At 35.6% G+C, this 21,086-nt stretch carries 22 protein-coding genes; 4 read left to right on the top strand and 18 right to left on the bottom strand.

The annotated features are described in order from the left end of the window. Positions 1-777: 777 nt before the first annotated feature. Positions 778-2,034 (bottom strand): MFS transporter, encoded by a 1,257-nt coding sequence (locus MSWAN_RS03725; protein WP_013825279.1) that lies wholly within the window; start codon positions 2,032-2,034, stop codon positions 778-780. Between the two features lie 128 nt (positions 2,035-2,162). Here MSWAN_RS03725 and MSWAN_RS03720 point away from each other — a divergent pair, with 128 nt between their 5' ends. After that, a complete protein-coding gene (locus MSWAN_RS03720) occupies positions 2,163-2,603 on the top strand; it encodes a MarR family winged helix-turn-helix transcriptional regulator (RefSeq protein WP_013825278.1) in 441 nt (146 codons plus the stop codon). A 312-nt stretch (positions 2,604-2,915) separates the two neighbouring features. On the opposite strand, the gene MSWAN_RS03715 is transcribed toward MSWAN_RS03720, so the two are convergent. Next, a complete protein-coding gene (locus tag MSWAN_RS03715) occupies positions 2,916-3,239 on the bottom strand; it encodes a hypothetical protein (RefSeq protein WP_013825277.1) in 324 nt (107 codons plus the stop codon). Positions 3,240-3,512: 273 nt separating this feature from the next. On the opposite strand from MSWAN_RS03715, the gene MSWAN_RS03710 reads away from it, so the two are divergent. From MSWAN_RS03710 to MSWAN_RS13015, 3 genes are all read left to right on the top strand, one after another. Continuing rightward, positions 3,513-3,908, top strand: a complete 396-nt coding sequence (locus MSWAN_RS03710; RefSeq protein WP_013825276.1) for a tautomerase family protein — start codon at positions 3,513-3,515, stop codon at positions 3,906-3,908. Between the two features lie 178 nt (positions 3,909-4,086). Continuing rightward, the gene (locus tag MSWAN_RS13020) at positions 4,087-4,185 is read left to right on the top strand and encodes a tautomerase family protein (protein WP_013825275.1); all 99 of its coding nucleotides are present in this window, start codon (positions 4,087-4,089) and stop codon (positions 4,183-4,185) included. A gap of 162 nt (positions 4,186-4,347) precedes the next feature. Further along, entirely contained in the window at positions 4,348-4,443 is a 96-nt protein-coding gene (locus MSWAN_RS13015; protein ID WP_227717006.1) for a tautomerase family protein, read from the top strand. Positions 4,444-4,602: 159 nt separating this feature from the next. On the opposite strand, the gene MSWAN_RS03700 is transcribed toward MSWAN_RS13015, so the two are convergent. The 16 genes from MSWAN_RS03700 to MSWAN_RS03625 form a co-directional block, all read right to left on the bottom strand. After that, positions 4,603-5,205 carry an acetate uptake transporter gene (locus MSWAN_RS03700; protein ID WP_013825274.1) on the bottom strand — a complete coding sequence of 201 codons (603 nt, stop codon included), beginning with the start codon at positions 5,203-5,205 and terminating at the stop codon, positions 4,603-4,605. 44 nt (positions 5,206-5,249) lie between these two features. Then, a complete protein-coding gene (acs, locus tag MSWAN_RS03695) occupies positions 5,250-7,151 on the bottom strand; it encodes an acetate--CoA ligase (RefSeq protein WP_013825273.1) in 1,902 nt (633 codons plus the stop codon). 585 nt (positions 7,152-7,736) lie between these two features. Beyond that, positions 7,737-9,380: a thermosome subunit alpha gene (gene thsA, locus MSWAN_RS03690; RefSeq protein ID WP_013825272.1), complete on the bottom strand. Its 1,644-nt coding sequence runs from the start codon at positions 9,378-9,380 to the stop codon at positions 7,737-7,739. 314 nt (positions 9,381-9,694) lie between these two features. Beyond that, entirely contained in the window at positions 9,695-10,285 is a 591-nt protein-coding gene (locus MSWAN_RS03685; RefSeq protein WP_013825271.1) for a coiled-coil domain-containing protein, read from the bottom strand. A gap of 10 nt (positions 10,286-10,295) precedes the next feature. Beyond that, complete coding sequence (locus MSWAN_RS03680; RefSeq protein ID WP_013825270.1) at positions 10,296-10,859, bottom strand: phosphatase PAP2 family protein; 564 nt, start codon at positions 10,857-10,859, stop codon at positions 10,296-10,298. Between the two features lie 154 nt (positions 10,860-11,013). Continuing rightward, positions 11,014-11,931, bottom strand: a complete 918-nt coding sequence (locus MSWAN_RS03675) for a hypothetical protein (RefSeq protein WP_013825269.1) — start codon at positions 11,929-11,931, stop codon at positions 11,014-11,016. 166 nt (positions 11,932-12,097) lie between these two features. Then, positions 12,098-12,649: a hypothetical protein gene (locus MSWAN_RS03670; RefSeq protein WP_013825268.1), complete on the bottom strand. Its 552-nt coding sequence runs from the start codon at positions 12,647-12,649 to the stop codon at positions 12,098-12,100. Between the two features lie 591 nt (positions 12,650-13,240). Then, positions 13,241-13,735 carry a hypothetical protein gene (locus MSWAN_RS03665; RefSeq protein WP_048187876.1) on the bottom strand — a complete coding sequence of 165 codons (495 nt, stop codon included), beginning with the start codon at positions 13,733-13,735 and terminating at the stop codon, positions 13,241-13,243. A 372-nt stretch (positions 13,736-14,107) separates the two neighbouring features. Further along, entirely contained in the window at positions 14,108-15,154 is a 1,047-nt protein-coding gene (gene asd, locus MSWAN_RS03660; protein WP_013825266.1) for an aspartate-semialdehyde dehydrogenase, read from the bottom strand. A gap of 65 nt (positions 15,155-15,219) precedes the next feature. After that, positions 15,220-16,431, bottom strand: coding sequence for a phospholipase D-like domain-containing protein (locus MSWAN_RS12205; protein ID WP_013825265.1), 1,212 nt, complete (start codon positions 16,429-16,431; stop codon positions 15,220-15,222). A gap of 65 nt (positions 16,432-16,496) precedes the next feature. Then, positions 16,497-17,318: a 4-hydroxy-tetrahydrodipicolinate reductase gene (gene dapB, locus MSWAN_RS03650; RefSeq protein WP_013825264.1), complete on the bottom strand. Its 822-nt coding sequence runs from the start codon at positions 17,316-17,318 to the stop codon at positions 16,497-16,499. Between the two features lie 141 nt (positions 17,319-17,459). Then, positions 17,460-18,350, bottom strand: a complete 891-nt coding sequence (gene dapA, locus MSWAN_RS03645) for a 4-hydroxy-tetrahydrodipicolinate synthase (RefSeq protein WP_013825263.1) — start codon at positions 18,348-18,350, stop codon at positions 17,460-17,462. Further along, positions 18,347-19,567 (bottom strand): aspartate kinase, encoded by a 1,221-nt coding sequence (locus MSWAN_RS03640; protein ID WP_013825262.1) that lies wholly within the window; start codon positions 19,565-19,567, stop codon positions 18,347-18,349. Before MSWAN_RS03640 ends, dapA begins: the two co-directional genes overlap by 4 nt. A 19-nt stretch (positions 19,568-19,586) precedes the next feature. Continuing rightward, positions 19,587-19,769, bottom strand: a complete 183-nt coding sequence (locus MSWAN_RS03635) for a 30S ribosomal protein S17e (protein ID WP_013825261.1) — start codon at positions 19,767-19,769, stop codon at positions 19,587-19,589. Next, positions 19,762-20,067 carry a chorismate mutase gene (locus MSWAN_RS03630; RefSeq protein ID WP_013825260.1) on the bottom strand — a complete coding sequence of 102 codons (306 nt, stop codon included), beginning with the start codon at positions 20,065-20,067 and terminating at the stop codon, positions 19,762-19,764. Before MSWAN_RS03630 ends, MSWAN_RS03635 begins: the two co-directional genes overlap by 8 nt. Continuing rightward, complete coding sequence (locus MSWAN_RS03625) at positions 20,060-20,974, bottom strand: shikimate kinase (RefSeq protein ID WP_013825259.1); 915 nt, start codon at positions 20,972-20,974, stop codon at positions 20,060-20,062. The genes MSWAN_RS03630 and MSWAN_RS03625 overlap by 8 nt, the downstream gene beginning before the upstream one ends. Between the last annotated feature and the right edge of the window lie 112 nt (positions 20,975-21,086).

Here is a 21,086-nt window from a genome sequence, read left to right as displayed (position 1 = left end):
TTTATGATCCAAGCTTTTAACCCGAACATCACAACCAACGGTTCGATCTCGACCAACGTACAGTTAGGTGGTGTAACAATAACATTCAAACCTCAAACAACATCGGTCTTAAAATAACAGGAATAACTGATCTCGGCGGAAGTAACTTTGAACCCAATGGATTTGATGTCTTACAAAACAGCACCAATATTTTAGACATACAAACTAAAGGTTACAACGACAAAGCAGTTAAACTTCAGATAAACAACACAATTGGTATGGGTGGAATAAACGTGAACACATTTATTATGCCATTTTCCATGGGAAATTACTGATAATCAGATAAGATAATTAAAAATCCTAATCTGGTTACTCTTTTTTTATTTTTTTGAATTTTTAGTTGTTGAATGGAAGTTGTCTGAAAACTCTGCGCTCAATAATATTTTATTATATTTTGTAAGATAAAATGGATTAAAAGATAATTAAAAATCAACGTGATTAACATGCCGGCTACTTGGAGACACAGCATATATATTACCTGCACTGGACAATATCATACAAGTTATAAGTAAGAGTGCAAATAGATTTCGTTTAATTATATCACATTCATGTCAAGATCTTTAAGTTTTATTGGGAAAGGATAATTTTTTTCTAGGTGATTATTTGGAGGTTCTATTTCAATCTTGAAAAATTTAGATAAAATCATTAATTTAATACCCTCCAATGATATCATTCTTTATTCCGGAATTAAATAGTCCTGTTTACCTTCCAAAGCATACGATCGGTCTAGGATTACATTCAATATAAATCTTCAATATGTTGATTCTCAGGATCGAAATTAATGAATTTACGAACTGAAGACATTGAAAATAAACTAATAAAAACAAACAGGCTTGCTGTGAAACATACCATAAATATTGTTTTGATTGAGATGAGTTGGGCAAGAAGACCTCCTATTATCATAGAAAATGGTGTGAGTGCCATTACTAATGTATTTACTAATGCCATCACTTTACCCATCATTTCTTCAGGCACTATGGATTGGATCGATGAAAAGACAAATACATACACCACAGATTCTGAAATACCCGAAATAAACAATAGAATAACCATTAAATAGAATTCTGTGGTTAAAGCAAATGCTATGAGGCACAGGTTAGATAACATGACTGCAACAAGCATCATCCATGATTTCCTAGAAGAAGGCACATTTATAGTTGATAATAATATCATGCTTATAAACATCCCTAAACTAAAACTAGCTATTACAAATCCATATTTTGCTGCCCCAAGTCCCGGAGTGAACTGGAAGAGTGGAATCAAAAGCACAATTGCTATATGCTCAAGGAAACTGGAAATTGAAAATATGAGCAAAATATAGAAGAGACCTTTCAAATTTTTTATAAATGAAAAAGATTCCTTAATATCTTTTATAAAATTCTCTGAGGTTATCTTTGATTCCCTATTTTTGGGTATCTTTGCAAAGCTTATGGAAGTTCCAGATATAATAAAAGACAATCCATTAATTAGAAACATTAATGGAGCACCTATAAGATTAAAAAGGATACTTCCAATTGAATTTCCAAGAATGTCTGCACCAGTATATGCCATTCCAAAAATGGAATTAGCATTTTGTAATTTATCTTTAGGAACCATTTGAGGCAGGACTGAGTTTACAGCAGGACTAAAAAATGCTCCACATATCCCTAAAATAATCCCTGCAACAAAAACCATCCATACTTCTAAATTTCCTAATAATGCGACTACAGCCACTAAAATAATAGTTGCTCCCCTGATCATGTCCATTATAATCATTAGTTTTTTTCTATTATATCTATCAACCACTACTCCTGCAAAAGGGGATAATATAATTGCTGGAATTATAGACGTAGCCATTAATATTCCCATAAGAGCTGGAGAACCTGTTAAGATAAGTACCCAAAATCCAAGAGCAATTTCATAGATAGTATCTCCAATTACAGATACAAATTGCCCTTGGAGGAGCAAGAACAAACTTAATTTAATTTTTGATTTAATTGTTTTATCAATTTCCATAATCTATCCTTCAATATTCCATATAATAAATATTACGTATAACAAATATTACGTATAGCAAACTATTTGATAGGCATAATATATAGTTATTGGAATATTTATACCATAAAAACTAGAAATGATTAATTATGAATGACAATGATATAGAATTAATAATGGTTCTTTTAGATGAAATAGGCGATAAACTTATGAAAACAAACAAAGAGAACATATTAAAACTTTATGAAAATTTAACTATAACTGAGGCAAATACAATTTATGCAATAGGAACTGATGAACCTAAAACCATGAAACAAATCGCGAAAACGTTGGGTGTTGCAACAAGTACTCCCACAAGAACTGTCGATAGATTATTAGAAAAGGGATTGGTAAAGAGAACTGTGGGAGAAAAAGATCGTAGACAAGTTTTAATTGAATTAACTTTTAGATGTAAGAAATTAATGGAAGACATGGATAAAGAAGGCCTGAAAATGACTAAAAAACTGTTACAAAATTTTTCAGATGAGGAAATAGAATCATTTAAAAATATATTATTAAGAGTAAATAAAAACATTAATAAAATTCCATAATGAACCAATGTCTCCATTGAATAAGAAGATTCAAAGTATTCATAAGTTAACACTGATATTATTACCCATAATCCATTTTAAGGATATTTTGAATATTTCAAAGAACTAAGAAAAAGTATATTGGAACATACATATGTCAAATTAGGCTTTCTCCTCCTTTACCCTCGTTTTTCAATAATTCATTAATAAGATTAAGAGATCAAAACATCTTCATCAGTTGAGTCTACATTTTATTTCTTTAGGACGATTTTTCACGATATAAACCCAAATATTTTATTATAAAATCTTTTAATGGAAACCCAAGCCTTTTTTCTATCCAAACCCACCCCATAAAGATTTAATGGTCCCAATTTGTTCTCTTTTAACAAATCTTCTTCTTTTAACTGGTATTTCTGTATTTGAATCAGGTTTCAATACATTTTTAAGAAAAACACCAATTATATCCTCAATATTATAAAGTATCCCATTAAAATAATTTATATTTGTGAATTGAACCATTAGACAATTTGAAATATAGTACTTAAATAGGTAATCTTCGGTGTTAAATCTCCAAAAGGGAATATTTAGTTCTTCCAAACATAAAATTAAATAATCAATAGTAAGATCCGTTTTATTTGTTAAACTAATAACAGACATAACTTCATCACCAAAGTCATTACCATTAGTGCTTTGAAAGTCTTCGAATGTGTAGAAAGTTTTATATCTAAAAAAATTTTAAAGGAATTTACTTTCCCTGTTTACCTTAAAGTAAACAATTATTTTATAGTGAATGTATAAGATTGAATTAAACCTTCAAAATTTGCTCTTGAATCAAATATAATTCACAAACGTAATAATATCCAAGAAAGAAATAAAAAATAGGTTAAAAGTATGATAATATGAGTAAAAAAGCACCTAGAGGTTAAGAAAATGTGTCCACTCGTAAAAATAGAAATCCTGAAAGGAAAATCAGAAGAATATAAAAAAGCAATATTAAATGGAGTTCATAACGCTTTGGTTGAAGCTTTTGGAATACCTGAAGACGACAGATTCCAAAGAATCTATGAACTTTCAGAGGATAACTTAGAATATCCACCAAACAGAACAGATAACGTAACACTCATAGAGGCCACAATTTTAAAGGGAAGATCTTTAAAAGCTAAAAAAGAACTTTACACGGCAATAGTTAAAAATCTGGCTGAAAATCCGGGTATAACTAGCAGTGACATTACGATCATTCTCCTTGAACCACCTCTGGAAAATTGGGGTGTTCGTGGTGGCAAACCTGGAAGTGAAGTAGATTTTGGATTTAAAATAGATGTTTAAAGGTTATTCCTTATTTTCTCCTTCTCCTATTTCTTCCATTTTCAGTTCTATTGAAATCTATTGAAAAACTTTAAACTTTAATTTTTGAGCTAAATCATTTATTCTAAAACTTAATAAGAAATAAACAATTAACAACCAAGTAAATAAGGAATAGATCTTAAAAAAATAAGGTGATTTAATGCCAATTGCTAAAATAGAGATAATCCAAGGGAAATCAGAGGAATACAAAAAAGTTATTATAAATGGAGTTCACAAGGCACTAGTTCAGAAATTATGAATTACAGAATACGATCTTTATCAACGATCTTTATCAAAGTCTTTACGAGCTTGATGCAGATCATTTTGAATACCCGCTGGACAAAACAGAAAATGCAACTGTAATTGAGATAAAAATGTTTAAAGGAAGATCTTCTGAGGTGAAAAAAGAGGTTTCAAATCGATCATTGAGAATCTCGCTCAAAACCCGGGTATTGGAAGTTCGGATATCACTATAGTATTTTTAGAGCCACCAAAAGACAATTGGAGCATTGATTAAACTCGAGTTAAACTCAAAGCTTTAAAAACGTGAACTTAGTTTCAAATCATGATTTATTTTTAAAATAAGATTAAGTGATCCTGAAGCTTGGCCTCAGGATCACACGTCTGGTTGCAAATATATATTTTAGGAGGCGGTATACAACCTAAGCAACCGTTATCATACTGGCAGAACTCTTCTACCGTATTCTTCATTTATAACTTCGGCCAATCCAACATACACAGCACTTAAACCTGTGAATATACCCTCATATCCCGCTATCAAAGTTATAGTTTTGATTCCAGTGATTTCACCTGCGGTAAGTAAGAAGAACAAAACTGCCAGGGTTATGAATACCACCTGAAGTCCTCTTCCTTTTTTCAGTGTTCCAACAAACATTCCAAGGGTGAAAATTCCCCACATGAAGAAATACGCTGCAAGAGATGCGGGATCAGCTGCTTGAACAGGTGATTTGGCCGCAGTGCTGAAAAACGTCATGCTTGGAACCATCAGGAGGAACACCAGTGACCACCAGAAGAGACCGTATGATCCGAATGCAACCATTCCAAATGTGTTACCTTTTTTGTATTCCATCACGCTTGCAATTATTTGGGCTATTCCACCGTAGGCAAATCCCATTGACAGTATCATACTGCTCATGGGATAAAATCCTGCGTTGTGGAAGTTCAAAAGGACTGTGGTAAGTCCAAATCCCAGAAGTCCTAGAGGTGCGGGGTTTGCGGTTGTATCCTTCAAAGTGATCTTATTCTGATTTTCAACCATTTTTATACTCCTAAATTTATTTAAGATTCATTTTCCCGATTCAATTACTCTTCAAGTGTTGATGTATCACCAATATCTTCCCCTGCCTCTTTTGCCTTTAAAACTCTTCTCATGATCTTACCGCTTCTGGTTTTAGGAAGACTCTCAACCTGTACTATTTCCCCAAGAACCGCGACAGGTCCAAGTTCATAACGTACATGTTGTTTTAAATCTCCTATGAGCTTTGTTTTAAGTACATAGTTCTCTTTAAGTATGAGGAATGCTTTTATGACCTGTCCTTTGATTGGGTCTGATTTTCCAATTACTGCAGCTTCTGCAACTGCAGGATGGCTTACAAAAGCCGATTCAACCTCCGCAGTACCTATCCTATGACCTGCTATCTTCAGGACATCATCCGATCTTCCCTGGATCCAGAAGTATCCGTTTTCATCCTTCCTTGCCATATCTCCTGCTTTGTAAACTCCAGGTATCTGGTTCCAATAAACATCAAGGTACCTTTGTTCATCTTCATACAAAGTACGGAACATTGCAGGCCATGGATTCTTTATTACAAGATATCCTCCTTTTCCAACAGGTACTGGGTTACCGTCTTCATCAACAACATCTGCATCAATTCCAGGGAATGGTCTTGTTACTGAACCTGGTTTCAATGGCGCTGCAGGTAACGGCGCTATCAAATGCATTCCCGTCTCCGTCTGCCACCATGTGTCCATTATCGGTGCTTTTTCCTTTCCAACGTTCTTGTAAAACCACATCCAGGCCTCAGGATTTATTGGTTCACCAACTGTTCCAAGTACTTTGAGAGATGAAAGATCATAATCACGAGTATAACTACTTCCAAATCTCATTAAATGTCTGATTGCTGTTGGGGCTGTGTAAAATTTTGTAACCCCATACTTTTCTATTATTCTCCACCATGCTCCAGGGTCAGGGTAGTCGGGTGCGCCTTCATAGATCAGAGTAGTTGTACCTAGAAGTAACGGACCATAGATTGCATAGCTGTGGCCTGTAATCCATCCTACATCACCCGTACACCACCAGAGGTCGTCGTTGTGTATGTCAAATATGTCGTTGGTTGTTGTTGCAACCCCGACCATGTAACCTGCAGTTGTGTGTAACACTCCTTTAGGTTTTCCTGTACTTCCTGATGTGTACAGTATGAAAAGAGGATCCTCTGAGTCCATTGGTTCAGGTTCACATTCTGCTGGCTCTTCATCCATAAACCTTTCGTAGAATATTTCTTTTCCACTTAAATCTGACATTTCTATAGGGATGCCCGTATGCTTTACCACAATTACAGTTTCTATAGTAGGACACTGGAGCATGGCTTCGTCTGAGATTTTTTTCAGATCTATGATCTTTCCTCTTCTGAAGGTTCCATCTGCGGTGATAAGGATTTTGGCCCTTGCATCATTCATTCTTTCAACAAAAGCTCCAACACTGAGTCCTGAGTAAACAACACTGTGAACTGCTCCGATCTTGGTACACGCAAGCATTGATACAATAAGCTCAGGGCACATTGGAAGGTACATTGAAACTTTGTCTCCCTTTTTGACACCCATGTTCTTTAAACCATTTGCAAACTGGTTTACTCTACGATAAAGTTCGTAGTATGTCATTTTTCTTTCATGCCCACGTTCGTTAACGTAAAGAATTGCAACCTGGTTTCTTTTTTCAGTTTTTATCCATCTGTCCACGGCGTTGTAGGCCAGGTTGATCTTGCCGCCTTCAAACCATTTGTAAAAGGGTTTGTTGCTGTCATCAAGGACTGTGTCCCATTTTTTAAACCAATGGAACTGCTCAGCTTTTTCAGCCCAATATTTCTTGAAATCTTTTCCTTTTTCAATTTCAGCTTCCCAATCTTTCACATTGGCTCTTTCTAATGTCTCCGTATCCGGAGTGAAGATCCGTTTTTCGTCTAGAAGAACGGATGTATCGCGTTCCATTTCTTTCCCCACCATTTTTAAATCACGTTTAAACAATTTTTCCGTATGGTAACTAAGTTCATTTTAATATTTATATTTTTTTATTATTAATCATTATAAATCGTGATTAATCATGATAATTTTAGATATAAATTTTGCTGTAACTTATTATAATAAGTATTATGTGAGAACTAATATTACTAATTATGAATGTTTACAGTATGAAATTTTTCAATCCTTTCAAAAATTGTAAACTATTGTTTAGGATATAAATTCATAAATATTCAATAAAACACTTTTTTTTATGTCCAGTTACTCATTTAATATCTGATCAAGCTTAGGTTAGTTAATTTATGAGTAATAAATAATTAATCGTCATTCAAATGTAGAAATACATTTTTAAACGTATTTTGAAAAAAAGTTTTTATAGGATATAATATCTTTAATTAATAAAAAAAGGACTAATTGAGGGTAATACAGTTCTAAACTGATTAAACTATTGAATCTGTAAAAAACAAAAAAATTAAATTAAAAAAATAAAAATTGAAGTAGTTTCCGGAATTTTACTTTAAAAAAATGGGAATAAAACAATGTAATCTATTCAGATTACATCATTGGAGGCATTCCGCCCATTCCGCCCATTCCTTCCATTCCACCCATGTCAGGCTCTTTTCCTGCACCAGTGGATGCTATAACATCGTCGATCCTTAAGATCATCTCAGCTGCTTCAGCTGCGGACTGTATAGCTTGTTTTTTAACCCGGTGTGGTTCGATTACTCCAGCTTTGTACATGTCACGTACTTCACCTTTGAAGACGTCGAGTCCCATGTAAAGGGATTTTTCATGTGCAGAGCGTAGGTCCACAAGTGAGTCTATGCTGTCGAGTCCAGCGTTTTCTGCGAGTGTTTTTGGAACCACTTCAAGTGCTTCTGCAAATGCAGCTACAGCAAGCTGTTCCCTTCCACTTATTGTGTCAGCGTAGTCTTTTAATCCTTTAGCTAATGCAATTTCTGCTGCGCCTCCACCTGCTACAACTTTACCGTCTTCCACTGTGGCTGCTACAACACCTATTGCATCTTCAACTGCCCTTTCTATTTCATCAACAACATGGGAAGTTGAACCCCTAATGAGTAGTGTGACTGATTTTGGGTCTTTGCATTCTTCTACGAAGATCATGTCTTCGTTGGATATTTTTTTCTCTGCAACGGATCCTGCTTCTCCAAGATCATCGTAGGTGAGGTCTTCAATGTTGGTTACGACTTTTGCACCGGTTGCCCTTGCGAGTTTTTCCATGTCGGATTTTTTAACCCTACGGACTGCCATGATTCCTGCTTTTGAAAGGTAGTGCTGAGCAAGGTCATCTATTCCTTTCTGACAGAAGAGAACATTTGCGCCTGCGTCTTCGATCTTGTTGACCATGTCCCTTATCATCTGTTCTTCCTGTTCTATGAAAGCCTGCATCTGTGCTGGGTCTGTTATCCTTATTTCTGCGTCAACTTCTGTTTCTTTAACTTCTATTGCGCTGTTTAAAAGTGCGATATTTGCATCTTCGATTTTTTTAGGCATTCCAGGGTGTACTCTTTCTTTGTCTATGATTACACCGTGAACTAAAGTGGATTCGTCTATGCTTGCACCGTCTTTTTTCTCGAGTTTTATGTGGTCTTTGTCTATGTCGCCGTTTTCTTCTACCTGTTTAACTGCACCGACAACAAGTTCTGCTAATGGTTCTCTTGCTTTTTCTGTTCCTTTTCCTGTCATTGCTGTCATTGCAACTTTCAGGAGAGTGTCCCGGTCGTCTGCGTCAATTGATATAACGTTTAAGATTTCCTGTGCTTTTTCAGCTGCCTGCCTGTATCCCATTGCAATTACTGTTGGGTGTATGTCCTGGTCAAGTAATCCTTCTGCTTTTTTGAGGAGTTCCCCTGCGATAATAACTGCTGTGGTTGTTCCGTCTCCCACTTCATCTTCCTGAGTTTTAGCAACTTCTACAAGCATTTTTGCTGCAGGATGTTCAATGTCCATCTCTTTAAGTATGGTTACACCGTCGTTTGTTACAACAATGTCCCCAAGACCGTCCACAAGCATCTTGTCCATTCCTTTTGGACCTAATGTTGTTCTGACTGTCTCTGCAAGTACCTTACCTGCCATTATGTTCATTCTCTGAGCATCTCTTCCTAAAAGCCTGTTAGTACCTTCAGGTAATATTAATATTGGCTGGCCCTGTTGACCACTGCCACCGTACTGTGCCACAATAATCACCTCTTTCTTTATATTCTATTAGTGGGTTAGAGGTTCTATAAATAGTTTGTGATAGATTATTTTCAGCAGATTAATGGGAGAGTTGATGTGTTAAGAATTAATGCACTTAAGAAAATACATTTTCTAGGTAAAATATTTGTTTTTTGATAAAAATCTATTTTAAAGTGTTAATTTGAAAAAATGAAAATGATCCAAATTAAATTCAAAAAATAAAATGATTTAAATTAAATTTTAGCTCTAAGTAACGTCTTACTCTATTTATAGATTAAAATTAGAAGAATATGATTAAAAAAGTATGGAATATTTCATTTATCTATCTTTTTCCACATATTTTCGCCATTGTTATGCTTGGATTCAAAGTATCCCTTTCTTTCAAGGTTCCTCAAAGCATGTGCGAAGTTTTCACGTGATAGTTCCGTGAACCCTATTTCATTTATATGGGAATAAAGATTATTTTCAGTTTCCTCACCTTCAGGAAGGATCTGGTATATTTGAGACTGGAATGAGGTGAGATCTTTTTTTGGTTTTTCTGTAAGAGCCTTGAAATAAGTCTTGATGTTCTCAAGCTCTTTTATAACAGCACTTTTTTCATCCACAATAGATTTAAGCTGATTTATTTCCTCATTTTTTTCATCCACAATAGATTTAAGCTGATCTAATTTCTTATTTTTTTCATCCAACCTAGTTTCAAGTTGTTTTATCTCTTCATTCTTTTTGGAGAGTTGATTTTGAACTTCGTCTTTAACTGCTTTGAATTGAATGCTTTCTGTGGTTCTGGACTTCAATGACTCATTTTGACATTTTTTAAGCTCGATCTTCAGCTTGCTAATTTCAAGTAGGCATGCCTTCACAAGTTGCCTCAACTGTTCTCTCTCTGTATCCTTCAATAACGGCATTCGTATCACACTATGATTTATGGACAAACCTATTCTTAAGTTTTAGGATATCAACCTCAAAATGAAGTACTAAAAGCGAACAAATCACACCAATTACCGCACCAGCTGCAACATCAAAGGGGTAGTGCACACCGATATAAACCCTTGAAAATGCGATTATACATGCAAAAAATAGCAGAGGATACAAGTATCCATACTTTTTGCCAAGTATTATGCAACCTGTGAAGGATGCGACTGCATGGCCCGATGGGAATGAATACTCTCCCATGTTAACCAATAGATGAACGTTGCTTAAAACAGTGAACGGCCGAGGCCTTGCAATTTCATATTTCAACAGTTCAGTTATTCCGTAACCAAGCAAAAGGGCAATTATGCCAATTACCGCCACATTTCTACCTTTTTCACCCCCAAACACAAAAATCAAAGCAAAAATAATCAACCAGAATGCATCAGTGCCTGCATTTGTTATAATTGGCATTAAGAAGTTAAAAACTGAATTTTGCAGGTTCAAATTGATCATGTAAAACAAATTGGTGTCTACCTGATTCAACGTGCCTATTAAATTTTCTAACATTTCAGTCTCTTCCTAATGTATCAACAGATAACCCCATACTTATGTTATCAGTTTGTTGCCATCACGTATAATTCTATGAAAGAGGAAATTTAAAATATCCTCTAATTTCAATTAAATCCAAGATTATTGAAATTGTTAAGGTTTATCTTAAGGTTTACTTCTTTTCTATTCTAATTTTTATAGGCGATTTTATGTCTTTTTTCCTTATAATCCATACAGTAACTCCAAGAACTATCAATACTATGAGCCACACCGGGAACACAAAGATTTTATCATCAGTTGTCAGCGTTTGTGTCTGATTAACTCTCCCATATTTTATGGTTGTTTTGGCATCATAAAGGCCAAAATCAGTTATTCCGGGCTCCCAACTAGTTTTTAAATAGTATTGATCATCAGGGTAAACACCACCATCCATGCTGAGGTGATGTTCGCTGAACCATCCTTTAATGTCCACATCCCCGGTCATGTTAGCATAAACTGTTCCATTGTTTTTAACATGGTAGACAAATGAACTTTTCATTAAGTTTAAAAGAAATGAAGGTGTGCTGTGATCCACAAGCTGTAATGATTCTACTATTGCACCAGGCAAACCCACAGTTATTGGAACCACAATTTCAGGCACCTGTTGAACCTGCATGCTGGAAAGGCTGGAGTTTCCCTGTTGTGTGGTATTTGTAAGAGGGTATCCCCTTACAACAAGTGCCCCCATTGCATCGTAATAATTTACACTGCTCGGAACATTCACTGTAAATGGCACTTCTACCTTTTGATTTGGTGTTAAGATGAAATTGGTCTGATTAAGTGATATCCATGTTGCTATTCCCACATCTGAAAAAAGAAGGTTTACATTATCTATCTGCAGCCTCTTTTTGTCTATGGTTACGTTAAGAGTGTTCGTGCCAATGTTTTCCACCGTTAATGTTCCTTGGTATGTTTGTGGGGTTGTCATGGTTAAATGAAAACCTCCGGGGGATGCAAGAATTCCTGTGGCAGATACTGAACCTAAACTAGCTAACAAAACTAAAATTAAAAATATAACGCTGAATTTTTTAGTAAATCTCTTTGAATCCATAAACTTCCTCCAAATAAGAGTAATTCGATAAAAATACTGTTTTATTGATCTTGTTAAAAATAGTTTGGTAAAATGCTATAAATATTTAAAGAAAGTGGAAAGTTGAAAATATATAAAAATAAAAAAAATTTTCTATAAATAAAAATTTAAAAAAAATACAAGAAACTTAAGGTGTTGTTGGTGCTGTGGTGCTACCAGCTGAAACTGCAGAGAAGTACACAGTTGTAGCGTAGCTACCTGGGTTTGTTCCAAATGGTACTGTTAAAGATAGATCTATATCTGCTTCGTTAGAACTACCTTGTGGTGCTTTAGCCCAGTTGCTGTACATCTTTGCATAGCTTGTTGTGAAAGCTGTAGCCGTTGAAGTTGAACCTCCTTTGTAAAGGAAGTTTGTTAAAGCAATGGTGTTTGTACTGCTGGTTAAATCCGATGCTGCTCTAGTGTAAACATCTATTGGTATATTTGAGTATGTGTATAATTGTTCACCTGAAACTCCACCGTTGTATGTTGTTTGTAATCCATCAGCAGCCAGTGACCCTAAGTCTATGGTTGAATTGTTTCCACCATTTGCCCATGTTGCTGCAATAGCAATTGTTGGGCTTACAGTAACCTGCACTTGTTGTGTAGAGGATGCAGAGGACGCTGCAAATGCAGGGCAAGCGCCTACGATCAGTACTAATGCAAATGCCAGTACAGTTAATATTTTTTTGTTCATCATTTTTTAATCACTCCAGTTATTACTAAATATTCTAAAAATAAGTACCATTCTAATGGTAATATCATCTTTGTGAACTCTATTCTAATCTTTAGAAAATTTCACTATATAAAATTTGCGCTTTAGTCATTTCACACTGATTATCATTGACCATAATACTCCAAGAAGATAAAACTCAAAATGACATGCAAATAAACGTTTATGCCCATTTAAATCATTTTTAATTCATATATATCCTTTAAAATTTTTAAATGGTTTTTGTGATAAACGTCACAAAAATAATTTTAGAGGGAAAATAGATCCTGTAAAAATGTTATTTAAAAGTAATTTTGTTTTAATAGTGTTTAAAAACATTCACAATTAATAAAAATAGAGTCAAATCAAATAATAGGAAAAAAAGAAGATTTATGTTAAGTTATTTTTTTATCCAACTCACTTAAAAAGTATGGATCAATATATTGTATCAAAATAAGAGGCTGTCTCATAATTTAAAATCTGCAAAAAAATAAGGACAAATAAGGTTTTAAACTCGAAAATAAGCAAATTACGCATGTTGAACTTAATCATGAGACACCCTCAATAAAATAAAAAACATCACTCCAACATGGCAGTGTAATAAACAGTTGTGGTGTAAGTTCCGGGACTCGTTCTCAATGGTATCGTTAAGTAATAATTAGAATATACGGTGTCTGAAACGGAATCATAAAGAAATCCATACAGGTGCCACGACTTAACTTTAGAGTTAGACGTTGCAAAAACTGTTTTTGGTAAAGAAGAATTAGAAAATCCATCATATCTAAAATTATTAAGCAAAATATTATTTGAACCATTTACAAACGGGCCCTCTGAACGGACGTATAAATTTAAATTCTCATTAACAACTAATATATCCCAATCACTTCCAGTTACAGTAATCTGTGTTCGATTAAGATAAGAATAATCTAAACCATCCGCAATACGTGTTCCAAGATTTAGAGTTGTAGGAGTGATGGATATAGATACTTGAGGACTAATTCCATTTGCTTGTGCTTGTGCTGCCGCCATTGAAACATTTGTCTGGTTTGTTATGTTCTGATCTGTAATGTTCACAGAATTAACACTACCTAAAGAAAAAAATGTACTGAAAATCACTATTGAAACTGTTAATAATAAAAACGTGTTCTGTAAATTTCTCAATCAGCACCATCTTCCTATTTTATATAAAAAAATTTATTATATTTTTATTTATGTTTTGCGATTTTAACATTGAAAAGACTAACGGCTTACTATAGTAATAAGGATATTAGCTTCTTATTTTTAGATACTTATATTTACTTAATAAATATGTTATTTAAATTCGTTGAAAAAATGAAATTAAATAAAAAAAATATTATATTGATTATAAGCCCAATCAAGAGCTCAAATAAACCTAAAATCAGACTAAACTGATAAAAAAAGAAAAAATATTATTTTTACCTGAAATCACATTATCTCGTTTATGAGTTCAGCATTAAGTATTGATGCTCCAGCAGCACCTCTTATGGTGTTGTGACCTACAAGAGTATATTTCAGGTTTTCAGGGAAAACAGCATCTCTACGGATCCTACCGACAGAAACTGCCATTCCATGTCCAGCATTACGGTCCATGCGTGGCTGTGGCCTGTTTTCCTCTTCACGCACGATCACAGGAGATTCGGGTGCGTAGTGCAGTCCAAGTTTCTGTGGAAGACCCCTGAACTCACTGAAAGATTTTTTAACATCATCCACTTCAAATTCTTCCCCCATCTCAATGAAAACCGATTCTGTATGTCCATCAATCACAGGAACTCTGTTGCATGATGCGCTGAGACTGAAACCAGCAGGAGTTACAGATTCTCCATCAAAGTCTCCAAGTAGCTCGAGAGTTTCTGACTCCATTTTTTCCTCTTCACTGCCTATAAACGGCACTATGTTGTCGAGTATTGCCATTGAAGGTACTCCATTGTATCCTGCACCGGATACTGCTTGCATGGTTGATACATAAACTTTTTTTATGTCGTACTGGTCGTAAAGTGGTTTTAACGTCATTACTAAGGCTATTGTTGAGCAGTTAGGATTTGTTACTATGAAACCATCCCATCCTCTGTTTTTCTGCTGAGTTTCAATTAAATCCAGGTGCTCCGGGTTCACTTCAGGTATGACAAGGGGTACGTCAGGTTCCATTCGCATTGCACTGGCATTTGAGGCTACTTTCATGCCTGCTGCTGCAAATTTAGGTTCAACTATGGCTGCTGTGTCTGCAGGCAGGGCTGAAAAGACTATCTCAACATCCTTAACTTCTGCAGGGTCTGTGTCCACAACAACTGTGTCCTGTACTGCTTCAGGTATTCCACTTTCAAGATGCCATGTCACAGCGTCCTCATATTTTTTTCCTGCAGATCTTTTTGATGCTGTAAGTGCCGTTATCTCGAACTTTGGGTGATCCGCCAATAACTCAATGAAACGCTGCCCAACCATTCCAGTTGCTCCAAGAATTCCTACGTTTACCATTTTATTCCCCCATTAAAATCCATTTACTCCAAATTTTAACCTTATTTTAATTCCTATTAAGTAATTTAATCCTTTAATACTTTAATTTTTCCATCTTTTTTGATAACAAGTCTCAATTCATCTCTAAACATCTTTGTAAATCCATTGATTATTTCTATCCGGGAACCCTTTTTAATTTTTTTATTTTGAGCCTTTTCATTCCATAATTCAAGGGTTATAATTCCTGTGTCATCTTCAATCCTAGCGAGTCTTAATACATGACCCGATCCTTTAAGTTCTAAAATATCACTTGAACTTGAAACTGTGCCTGAAACAGTTAAATTGGACCATCCACTTTTTAAATCATTTATTTTAATTATTTTATCCTTTAAAACTTTTTTATCTTCTATTTTATCCTTTGAACCCTTTTTATCCGTTATATCCTTTACTGTGAAGTCCATTTCATTTTTACAGTGCAGATTACCTGAAACTTCAACCCGTTCAAATAGTACGGTGGAATTCAACTTCGAAGTATCACCTGTGAATTTGACTGCAATATCTTTTCTTTTGGTTCCAAGAATATAAGCTTCATTTTCAGTTATAAAAGCTAAATCACCCTTGAACTTGACTGTTCCATCTTCCAGGAAAGTTAAATCTTCAGTTTCAAGAAGCTTTTTGAAGTCTTTTTTATAGTGCTGGAATATCCCTGCCAGATTGTGGGATTTGCATGAAAGTACGTATTCACTTGTATCCACATAAGGTTTTGAACTTTCATGACCCCATACTTTGGTAAAAAAGTTACCAGCATCATTAACAGCATCCAAACACGTCGTATAAATGTTTGTTTCTATCTGTGGGATCCCTTCATAGCTTCTTGGAGATCCAAGACCTGTTCCTGTGAGGTTTGATGACCCAACAAGTGCAGCAACGTCATCAACAATTATCATCTTTGCATGAACGTTGTTGTTGTACTTCACAGACATATTATCTTTAAAAATTCTCCTCCACTGCTCAACATCTTCCAGTTGATGTAAATGCCTGAAAACATCCCCCTTTAAAAGTCGTGTGATAAGGTACAGTTTTACATCAGGATTGTTTGAAATTGCATTTTCAAATGGGATAACAAGTTCTTCTCCAAGACCTATCCAAGGATAGATCATGCATATTGAGTTTTCTGCGGCGCTTACAACTTTATGAATCTGCCGAAGGTAGGACCTATCTTCCTTGAGAAATGTAGGATGGAAAGTTGTAACCTGCTGAATAGATTCATCATGCGATTCATCACGCCCGAACAACATATATCCACCCTTAAAACTTTAAAGATAATTTCATAAAATATAAAAAATATTAAAAATGATGCTCATTAATTTAACCCAAGAACATCACTCATATCGCTGATTTTACCTTCTTCACCAGTTAAAACATATCGAAGAGCTTTCATCACACCAGTTACAAACGACTGTCTACTTTGAGCTCTGTGCACAATCTCAATGCGTTCTCCTTCACCTGCAAATAGCACAGTGTGATCTCCGACAATGTCGCCTCCACGAACAGCGTGTATTCCTATTTCATCAGCTTTCCTCTCACCAACTATTCCTTTTCTGCCGTAGACTCCCACTTCATCAAGGTTGCGGTTTAATTGTTCTGCTATGATCTCAGCGGCCCTTACAGCTGTTCCTGATGGTGCGTCTTTCTTGTGCTTATGATGAGCTTCGATGATCTCCACATCGTAGTCTCCAAGGATTTTTGCAAGGTCTTTTATAACTTTGAAGAAAACATTAACACCTACTGCCATATTTGGAGCAATAACTGCTTTTATGTTGTTTGCTGCTACTGCAGCCCTTATTTCTGCCATCTGTTCGTCTGTAAATCCTGTTGTACCCACCACCAGATTAACACCGCACTCTGCACATGTTTTTATAGTGCCGATAGCAGCTTTGGCAATGGTAAAATCAACTAAAACATCTGGTTTTTTGGTTTCAAGCGTTTGTTTGAGTTTTTCCGCGCCTGTCACCTCAACACCGATTTCTCCAATTCCAATCAGTTCCCCCACATCTTTACCTTCCATGGATGAGTTTGGAGCTTCTATTGCTGCTACAACGTTCATATCTTCCTGTTGGAGGATTGTTTTTATTATCTTAGAACCCATTCTTCCGCATGCACCTGTTACAGCCACATCGATCATTTTATTCCATCTCCGTTTCGTAATAATTAAAAAAAATCATGAAAAAATTAAGGAATTAAAATTAATATTTTTGTTATATGATTTAAAGGTTTTAAAATTTAATTAAAAACTAAGATATGATCTAAATAAATATTAAACCATTTAAATCAGTTCAAGGTCCTTTAAGACCTTCGTAAGCTTTACCTTGCTCTCCTCTTTCAAAGGTGCAAGTGGCATTCTAACATGACCTGCTGGTCTTCCCATCATGTTAAGGGCTTCCTTAGTGGGAACAGGATTTGATTCAATAAATAAGACTTTCATTAGGTCAAAAAGTTCGTAATGAAGTTTTCCAGCTGTTTCAAAATCTCCTTCAATGGCTGCATTAACCATCCTGCTCATTCTGGCCGGATCCACATTGGCAACAACGCTTATAACTCCTTTGGCTCCAAGTGCTAGCATTGGAAGAGTCAGGTTATCGTTTCCAGATAATACCCTGAAGTTTTTACATTCTGTGTCCTGGAGCTTTTTGATGGTTTGAGACACTTTGTCAAGGTCAGGATTTGCCTCTTTTATTGCAACTACACCGTCAAGCTGGGCTACTTTACCAATTGTTTCCACATCAATGTCCGTTCCTGTTCTTGATGGTACGTTGTAAACTATTATTGGAATGTTTGTGGAGTCTGAAAGTAATTTGTAATGTTCGTAAAGTCCGTGTTGCTGTGGTTTGTTGTAGTAAGGTGTTATTACGAGGGCGGCATCTGCTCCTGCGTCTTCAGCATGTTTTACAAGGCCTAGTGCTTCTTTTGATGAGTTGCTTCCAGCTCCAGCTACTGCTGCAACCTTTCCATTGACTTCATCCACAAGGATGTCGATCATCTTCTTCTGTTCGTCGTGGGTTATTGTGGCTGACTCACCGGTTGTACCAGCTGCAAGTATACCATCAACACCTCCGTCTATCAGATAGTTTATGTTCTCACGCATTCCTGTCTCATCAACTCCATCATCTTTGTTAAATGGAGTTACCATAGCAACTATTGTACCTTCCAATTTCATTTTAAGACTCTCCTTACAAGTTCATAAGCTTTCTTACCATCATTCCAGTCCACAAAAACAACAACAGATGTTTGACTTGAAGATATCTCAACTATGTTAATTTTATTCTTACGCAGTGGTTCTGTTACTTTTGTTATTATTCCAGGAGTGTCTATGAAGTCCGGGCTTGTAACTGTTATCATTGCTATCTCCATGCCCAGTGAAATAGAACTTAAATGTTCATTTCTCACCACAACTTCATGGAGGACTTCATGGGCTTTATCTGCAATATCTTTATCTATAAAAAGTGTTATAGAGTTTTGTCCTGTAGATATACCGTAAATATTTATATTATTGTCTGAGAGTGTATCTGTAAGTTCTGAGAGTATACCTTTTTTAGTTAAAATCTCTTCTCCAACCACGGCTATAACGGATATTGGCTTTGAATTTAATGCAGATGTCTTAAGCATCTGATCCTCAGCAGGACCCATTATCTCAGTTCCAATGGTTGAGAGATCTCCATTCTCAAATCCGATTATTTTGGCGTTGATATTGGGATCTTTATATTTAAGGGCATGAGGATGTAATACCTGCGCTCCGTGGGTTGCAAGGTCTCTCATTTCCTCAACGGATATTTTATCAAGCTTCTTTGCAGTTCGGAGTTTGTGGGGATCAGTTGACATAACGCCGCCAACATCAGTTACAATGATAACTTCCTCTGCTTTGAGGCAGTGACCTAAAAGAAAAGCTGTTATATCACTTCCGCCACGTCCAAGGGTGGTGACATTACCGTTGTCATCTTTCCCAAGGAAACCGCAGACCACAGGGATAATTCCCTGGTCAAGTAACTTCAGAAGTTCATTTGATTTTTCTTCTGTTGCTTTGAAATTGACCTTTGCATTTAAATAAGTGTTATCGGTAATAACGGGCCAATTATCCATATAAGGATCAATATATTCGGATTTGACACCAAGAGATTCTATTGTTGATGAGAACACCCTTACACTTGTTATTTCACCCATAGATACTATATCAGCAAGCTGTTTTTCTGTTACAGATTCTCCTATTGCATCGTTCACGATCTTCAGAATATTGTCGGTTGTCTTGTTTATGGCAGATACCACTACAACAACCTTTTTACCCGCCATGTACTCCTTTACAACGGATTCTGCTGCTTTTTTTATTCTCTCGCCATTTCCTACGGATGTTCCTCCGAATTTGGCCACGATTATTTCCATTAACTAACACACCTTAAAATTACTGTCCCACTAATCGAGTTACGTATCCAGCTATTTTGTTTCTTAAATGTTTTGTGCTGACTGTTGTGTACTCTTCAACTAATTTTTTGTTTTGATCAAAATCTGTGGTGAATATACCTTCGTATCTTTCTATAAGTTCCTTAGATGTTCTCTTGATAAATGTTGTTCTTATGTTACCCATTTTTTTCCCTCCTTAACATTTTTTGTTGTTCTTTTTTACTGATATCAGTTAATATTTTCATTATACGGGTAAGACTGACTTCGTCAATTTTTTTTTCCCTTGCTATCTCTTTGATCTTTTCGTGAATATATGCTTCTCTCTTTTTATCTTCAATCTTTATGCCCAGAACAATTTTGGCATCTAAGATATCTCTTGCAAGGGATGTTCTTTTCTCTATGAGACTTATAATTTCTTCGTCCATCTCATCTATTTTGTTTCTTGAATCCTGAAGTAGTCTTAAAGCTTCTGCCCTATCCACTGCAAATCACCATGGTACCATCATTGTCTATTTCTGTTCTTATTACCCTTCCAGGATAAGACTTCCATACATCCTCAACACTGTCAACATTTTTATTGTCTGCTACTGCCACAAATGAAGGTCCCGTACCTGAAAGTCCTGCTGCAATTGCACCAGCATCCAATGCATCCAACGCTATATCTGGATTAAATCCAAGTGCTGAACAATAAAGAATACCATTAAGAGTTAATGCGTGGTAAATATTGCCTTTCATGGCTTCCATAAATGCGATTTTAACGTACGGGGCAAGGAGCTTCATCCTTCCCACATCAGAATTTGCAGTGGGTGACATTCTATTAGGCATATACACTAATATATTTTGCTCTTCCATCACATGTCTCTGCAAAATCTCCCTCTTGTTGTTGTCGGTAATTGTAAGTCCACCAAAGAAAGAGGCACTAGCATCATCAAAAGCGCCAGTTATGGTTACCCCTGCATCCAATGAAGCATCTACAGCCATATTCACTATATCAAAATTATTTATACCAATTTCATCTATGCTGAGCTGATATTCATCGATAAGGGCCTGTGTTGTTGCCATTACCACTGCATTTGAGGTTGCACTGCTACTTGAAAGTCCTGATGCTGCAGGAAGTGTTGAACTAGTTTTAACTGTGACTTCTGTTTCAAAGTCTAATTCTTTCACTTCTTTCAACCCTTCAAACCTCTGAAAAACCTTTTTTACACATAACTCCATGAGGGTTGTGTCAACGTCCCTATCAGCTTTGCATATTATTCCAGATGATTTTGAACCTTTTAATTCAATTTCTGCCGTAACATAAAGTTTTATACCGAAGGCCGAGCCACATCCCATTGATATTGCATTTATAACTGTAGCAGAGCCTGGAGATCGAACTGTTGTCTTCAATTTATCACCGTAATGTTCTTAAAAATCTGTTTAACTGAGTAATGCATAAAATATTCATTTGTTGTTTATATATCAACTAATATTAAAATGTCCTGTTTAATACAATCTTTAT

Origin of the sequence: Methanobacterium paludis (genome assembly GCF_000214725.1) — an archaeon.
GTDB lineage: Archaea > Methanobacteriota > Methanobacteria > Methanobacteriales > Methanobacteriaceae > Methanobacterium_C > Methanobacterium_C paludis.
Note: the sequence above shows the minus strand (reverse complement) of the source record. Positions and strands in the feature narration are given on the sequence as shown.

Coding starts and splice junctions, on each gene's coding strand:
- MSWAN_RS03725 (WP_013825279.1), bottom strand. CDS start 2,034: ATGGAAATTGATAAAACAATTAAATCAAAAATTAAATTAAGTTTGTTC.
- MSWAN_RS03720 (WP_013825278.1), top strand. CDS start 2,163: ATGAATGACAATGATATAGAATTAATAATGGTTCTTTTAGATGAAATA.
- MSWAN_RS03715 (WP_013825277.1), bottom strand. CDS start 3,239: ATGTCTGTTATTAGTTTAACAAATAAAACGGATCTTACTATTGATTAT.
- MSWAN_RS03710 (WP_013825276.1), top strand. CDS start 3,513: ATGTGTCCACTCGTAAAAATAGAAATCCTGAAAGGAAAATCAGAAGAA.
- MSWAN_RS13020 (WP_013825275.1), top strand. CDS start 4,087: ATGCCAATTGCTAAAATAGAGATAATCCAAGGGAAATCAGAGGAATAC.
- MSWAN_RS03700 (WP_013825274.1), bottom strand. CDS start 5,205: ATGGTTGAAAATCAGAATAAGATCACTTTGAAGGATACAACCGCAAAC.
- acs (WP_013825273.1), bottom strand. CDS start 7,151: ATGGAACGCGATACATCCGTTCTTCTAGACGAAAAACGGATCTTCACT.
- MSWAN_RS03685 (WP_013825271.1), bottom strand. CDS start 10,285: ATGCCGTTATTGAAGGATACAGAGAGAGAACAGTTGAGGCAACTTGTG.
- MSWAN_RS03680 (WP_013825270.1), bottom strand. CDS start 10,859: ATGTTAGAAAATTTAATAGGCACGTTGAATCAGGTAGACACCAATTTG.
- MSWAN_RS03675 (WP_013825269.1), bottom strand. CDS start 11,931: ATGGATTCAAAGAGATTTACTAAAAAATTCAGCGTTATATTTTTAATT.
- MSWAN_RS03670 (WP_013825268.1), bottom strand. CDS start 12,649: ATGATGAACAAAAAAATATTAACTGTACTGGCATTTGCATTAGTACTG.
- asd (WP_013825266.1), bottom strand. CDS start 15,154: ATGGTAAACGTAGGAATTCTTGGAGCAACTGGAATGGTTGGGCAGCGT.
- MSWAN_RS12205 (WP_013825265.1), bottom strand. CDS start 16,431: ATGTTGTTCGGGCGTGATGAATCGCATGATGAATCTATTCAGCAGGTT.
- dapB (WP_013825264.1), bottom strand. CDS start 17,318: ATGATCGATGTGGCTGTAACAGGTGCATGCGGAAGAATGGGTTCTAAG.
- dapA (WP_013825263.1), bottom strand. CDS start 18,350: ATGAAATTGGAAGGTACAATAGTTGCTATGGTAACTCCATTTAACAAA.
- MSWAN_RS03640 (WP_013825262.1), bottom strand. CDS start 19,567: ATGGAAATAATCGTGGCCAAATTCGGAGGAACATCCGTAGGAAATGGC.
- MSWAN_RS03635 (WP_013825261.1), bottom strand. CDS start 19,769: ATGGGTAACATAAGAACAACATTTATCAAGAGAACATCTAAGGAACTT.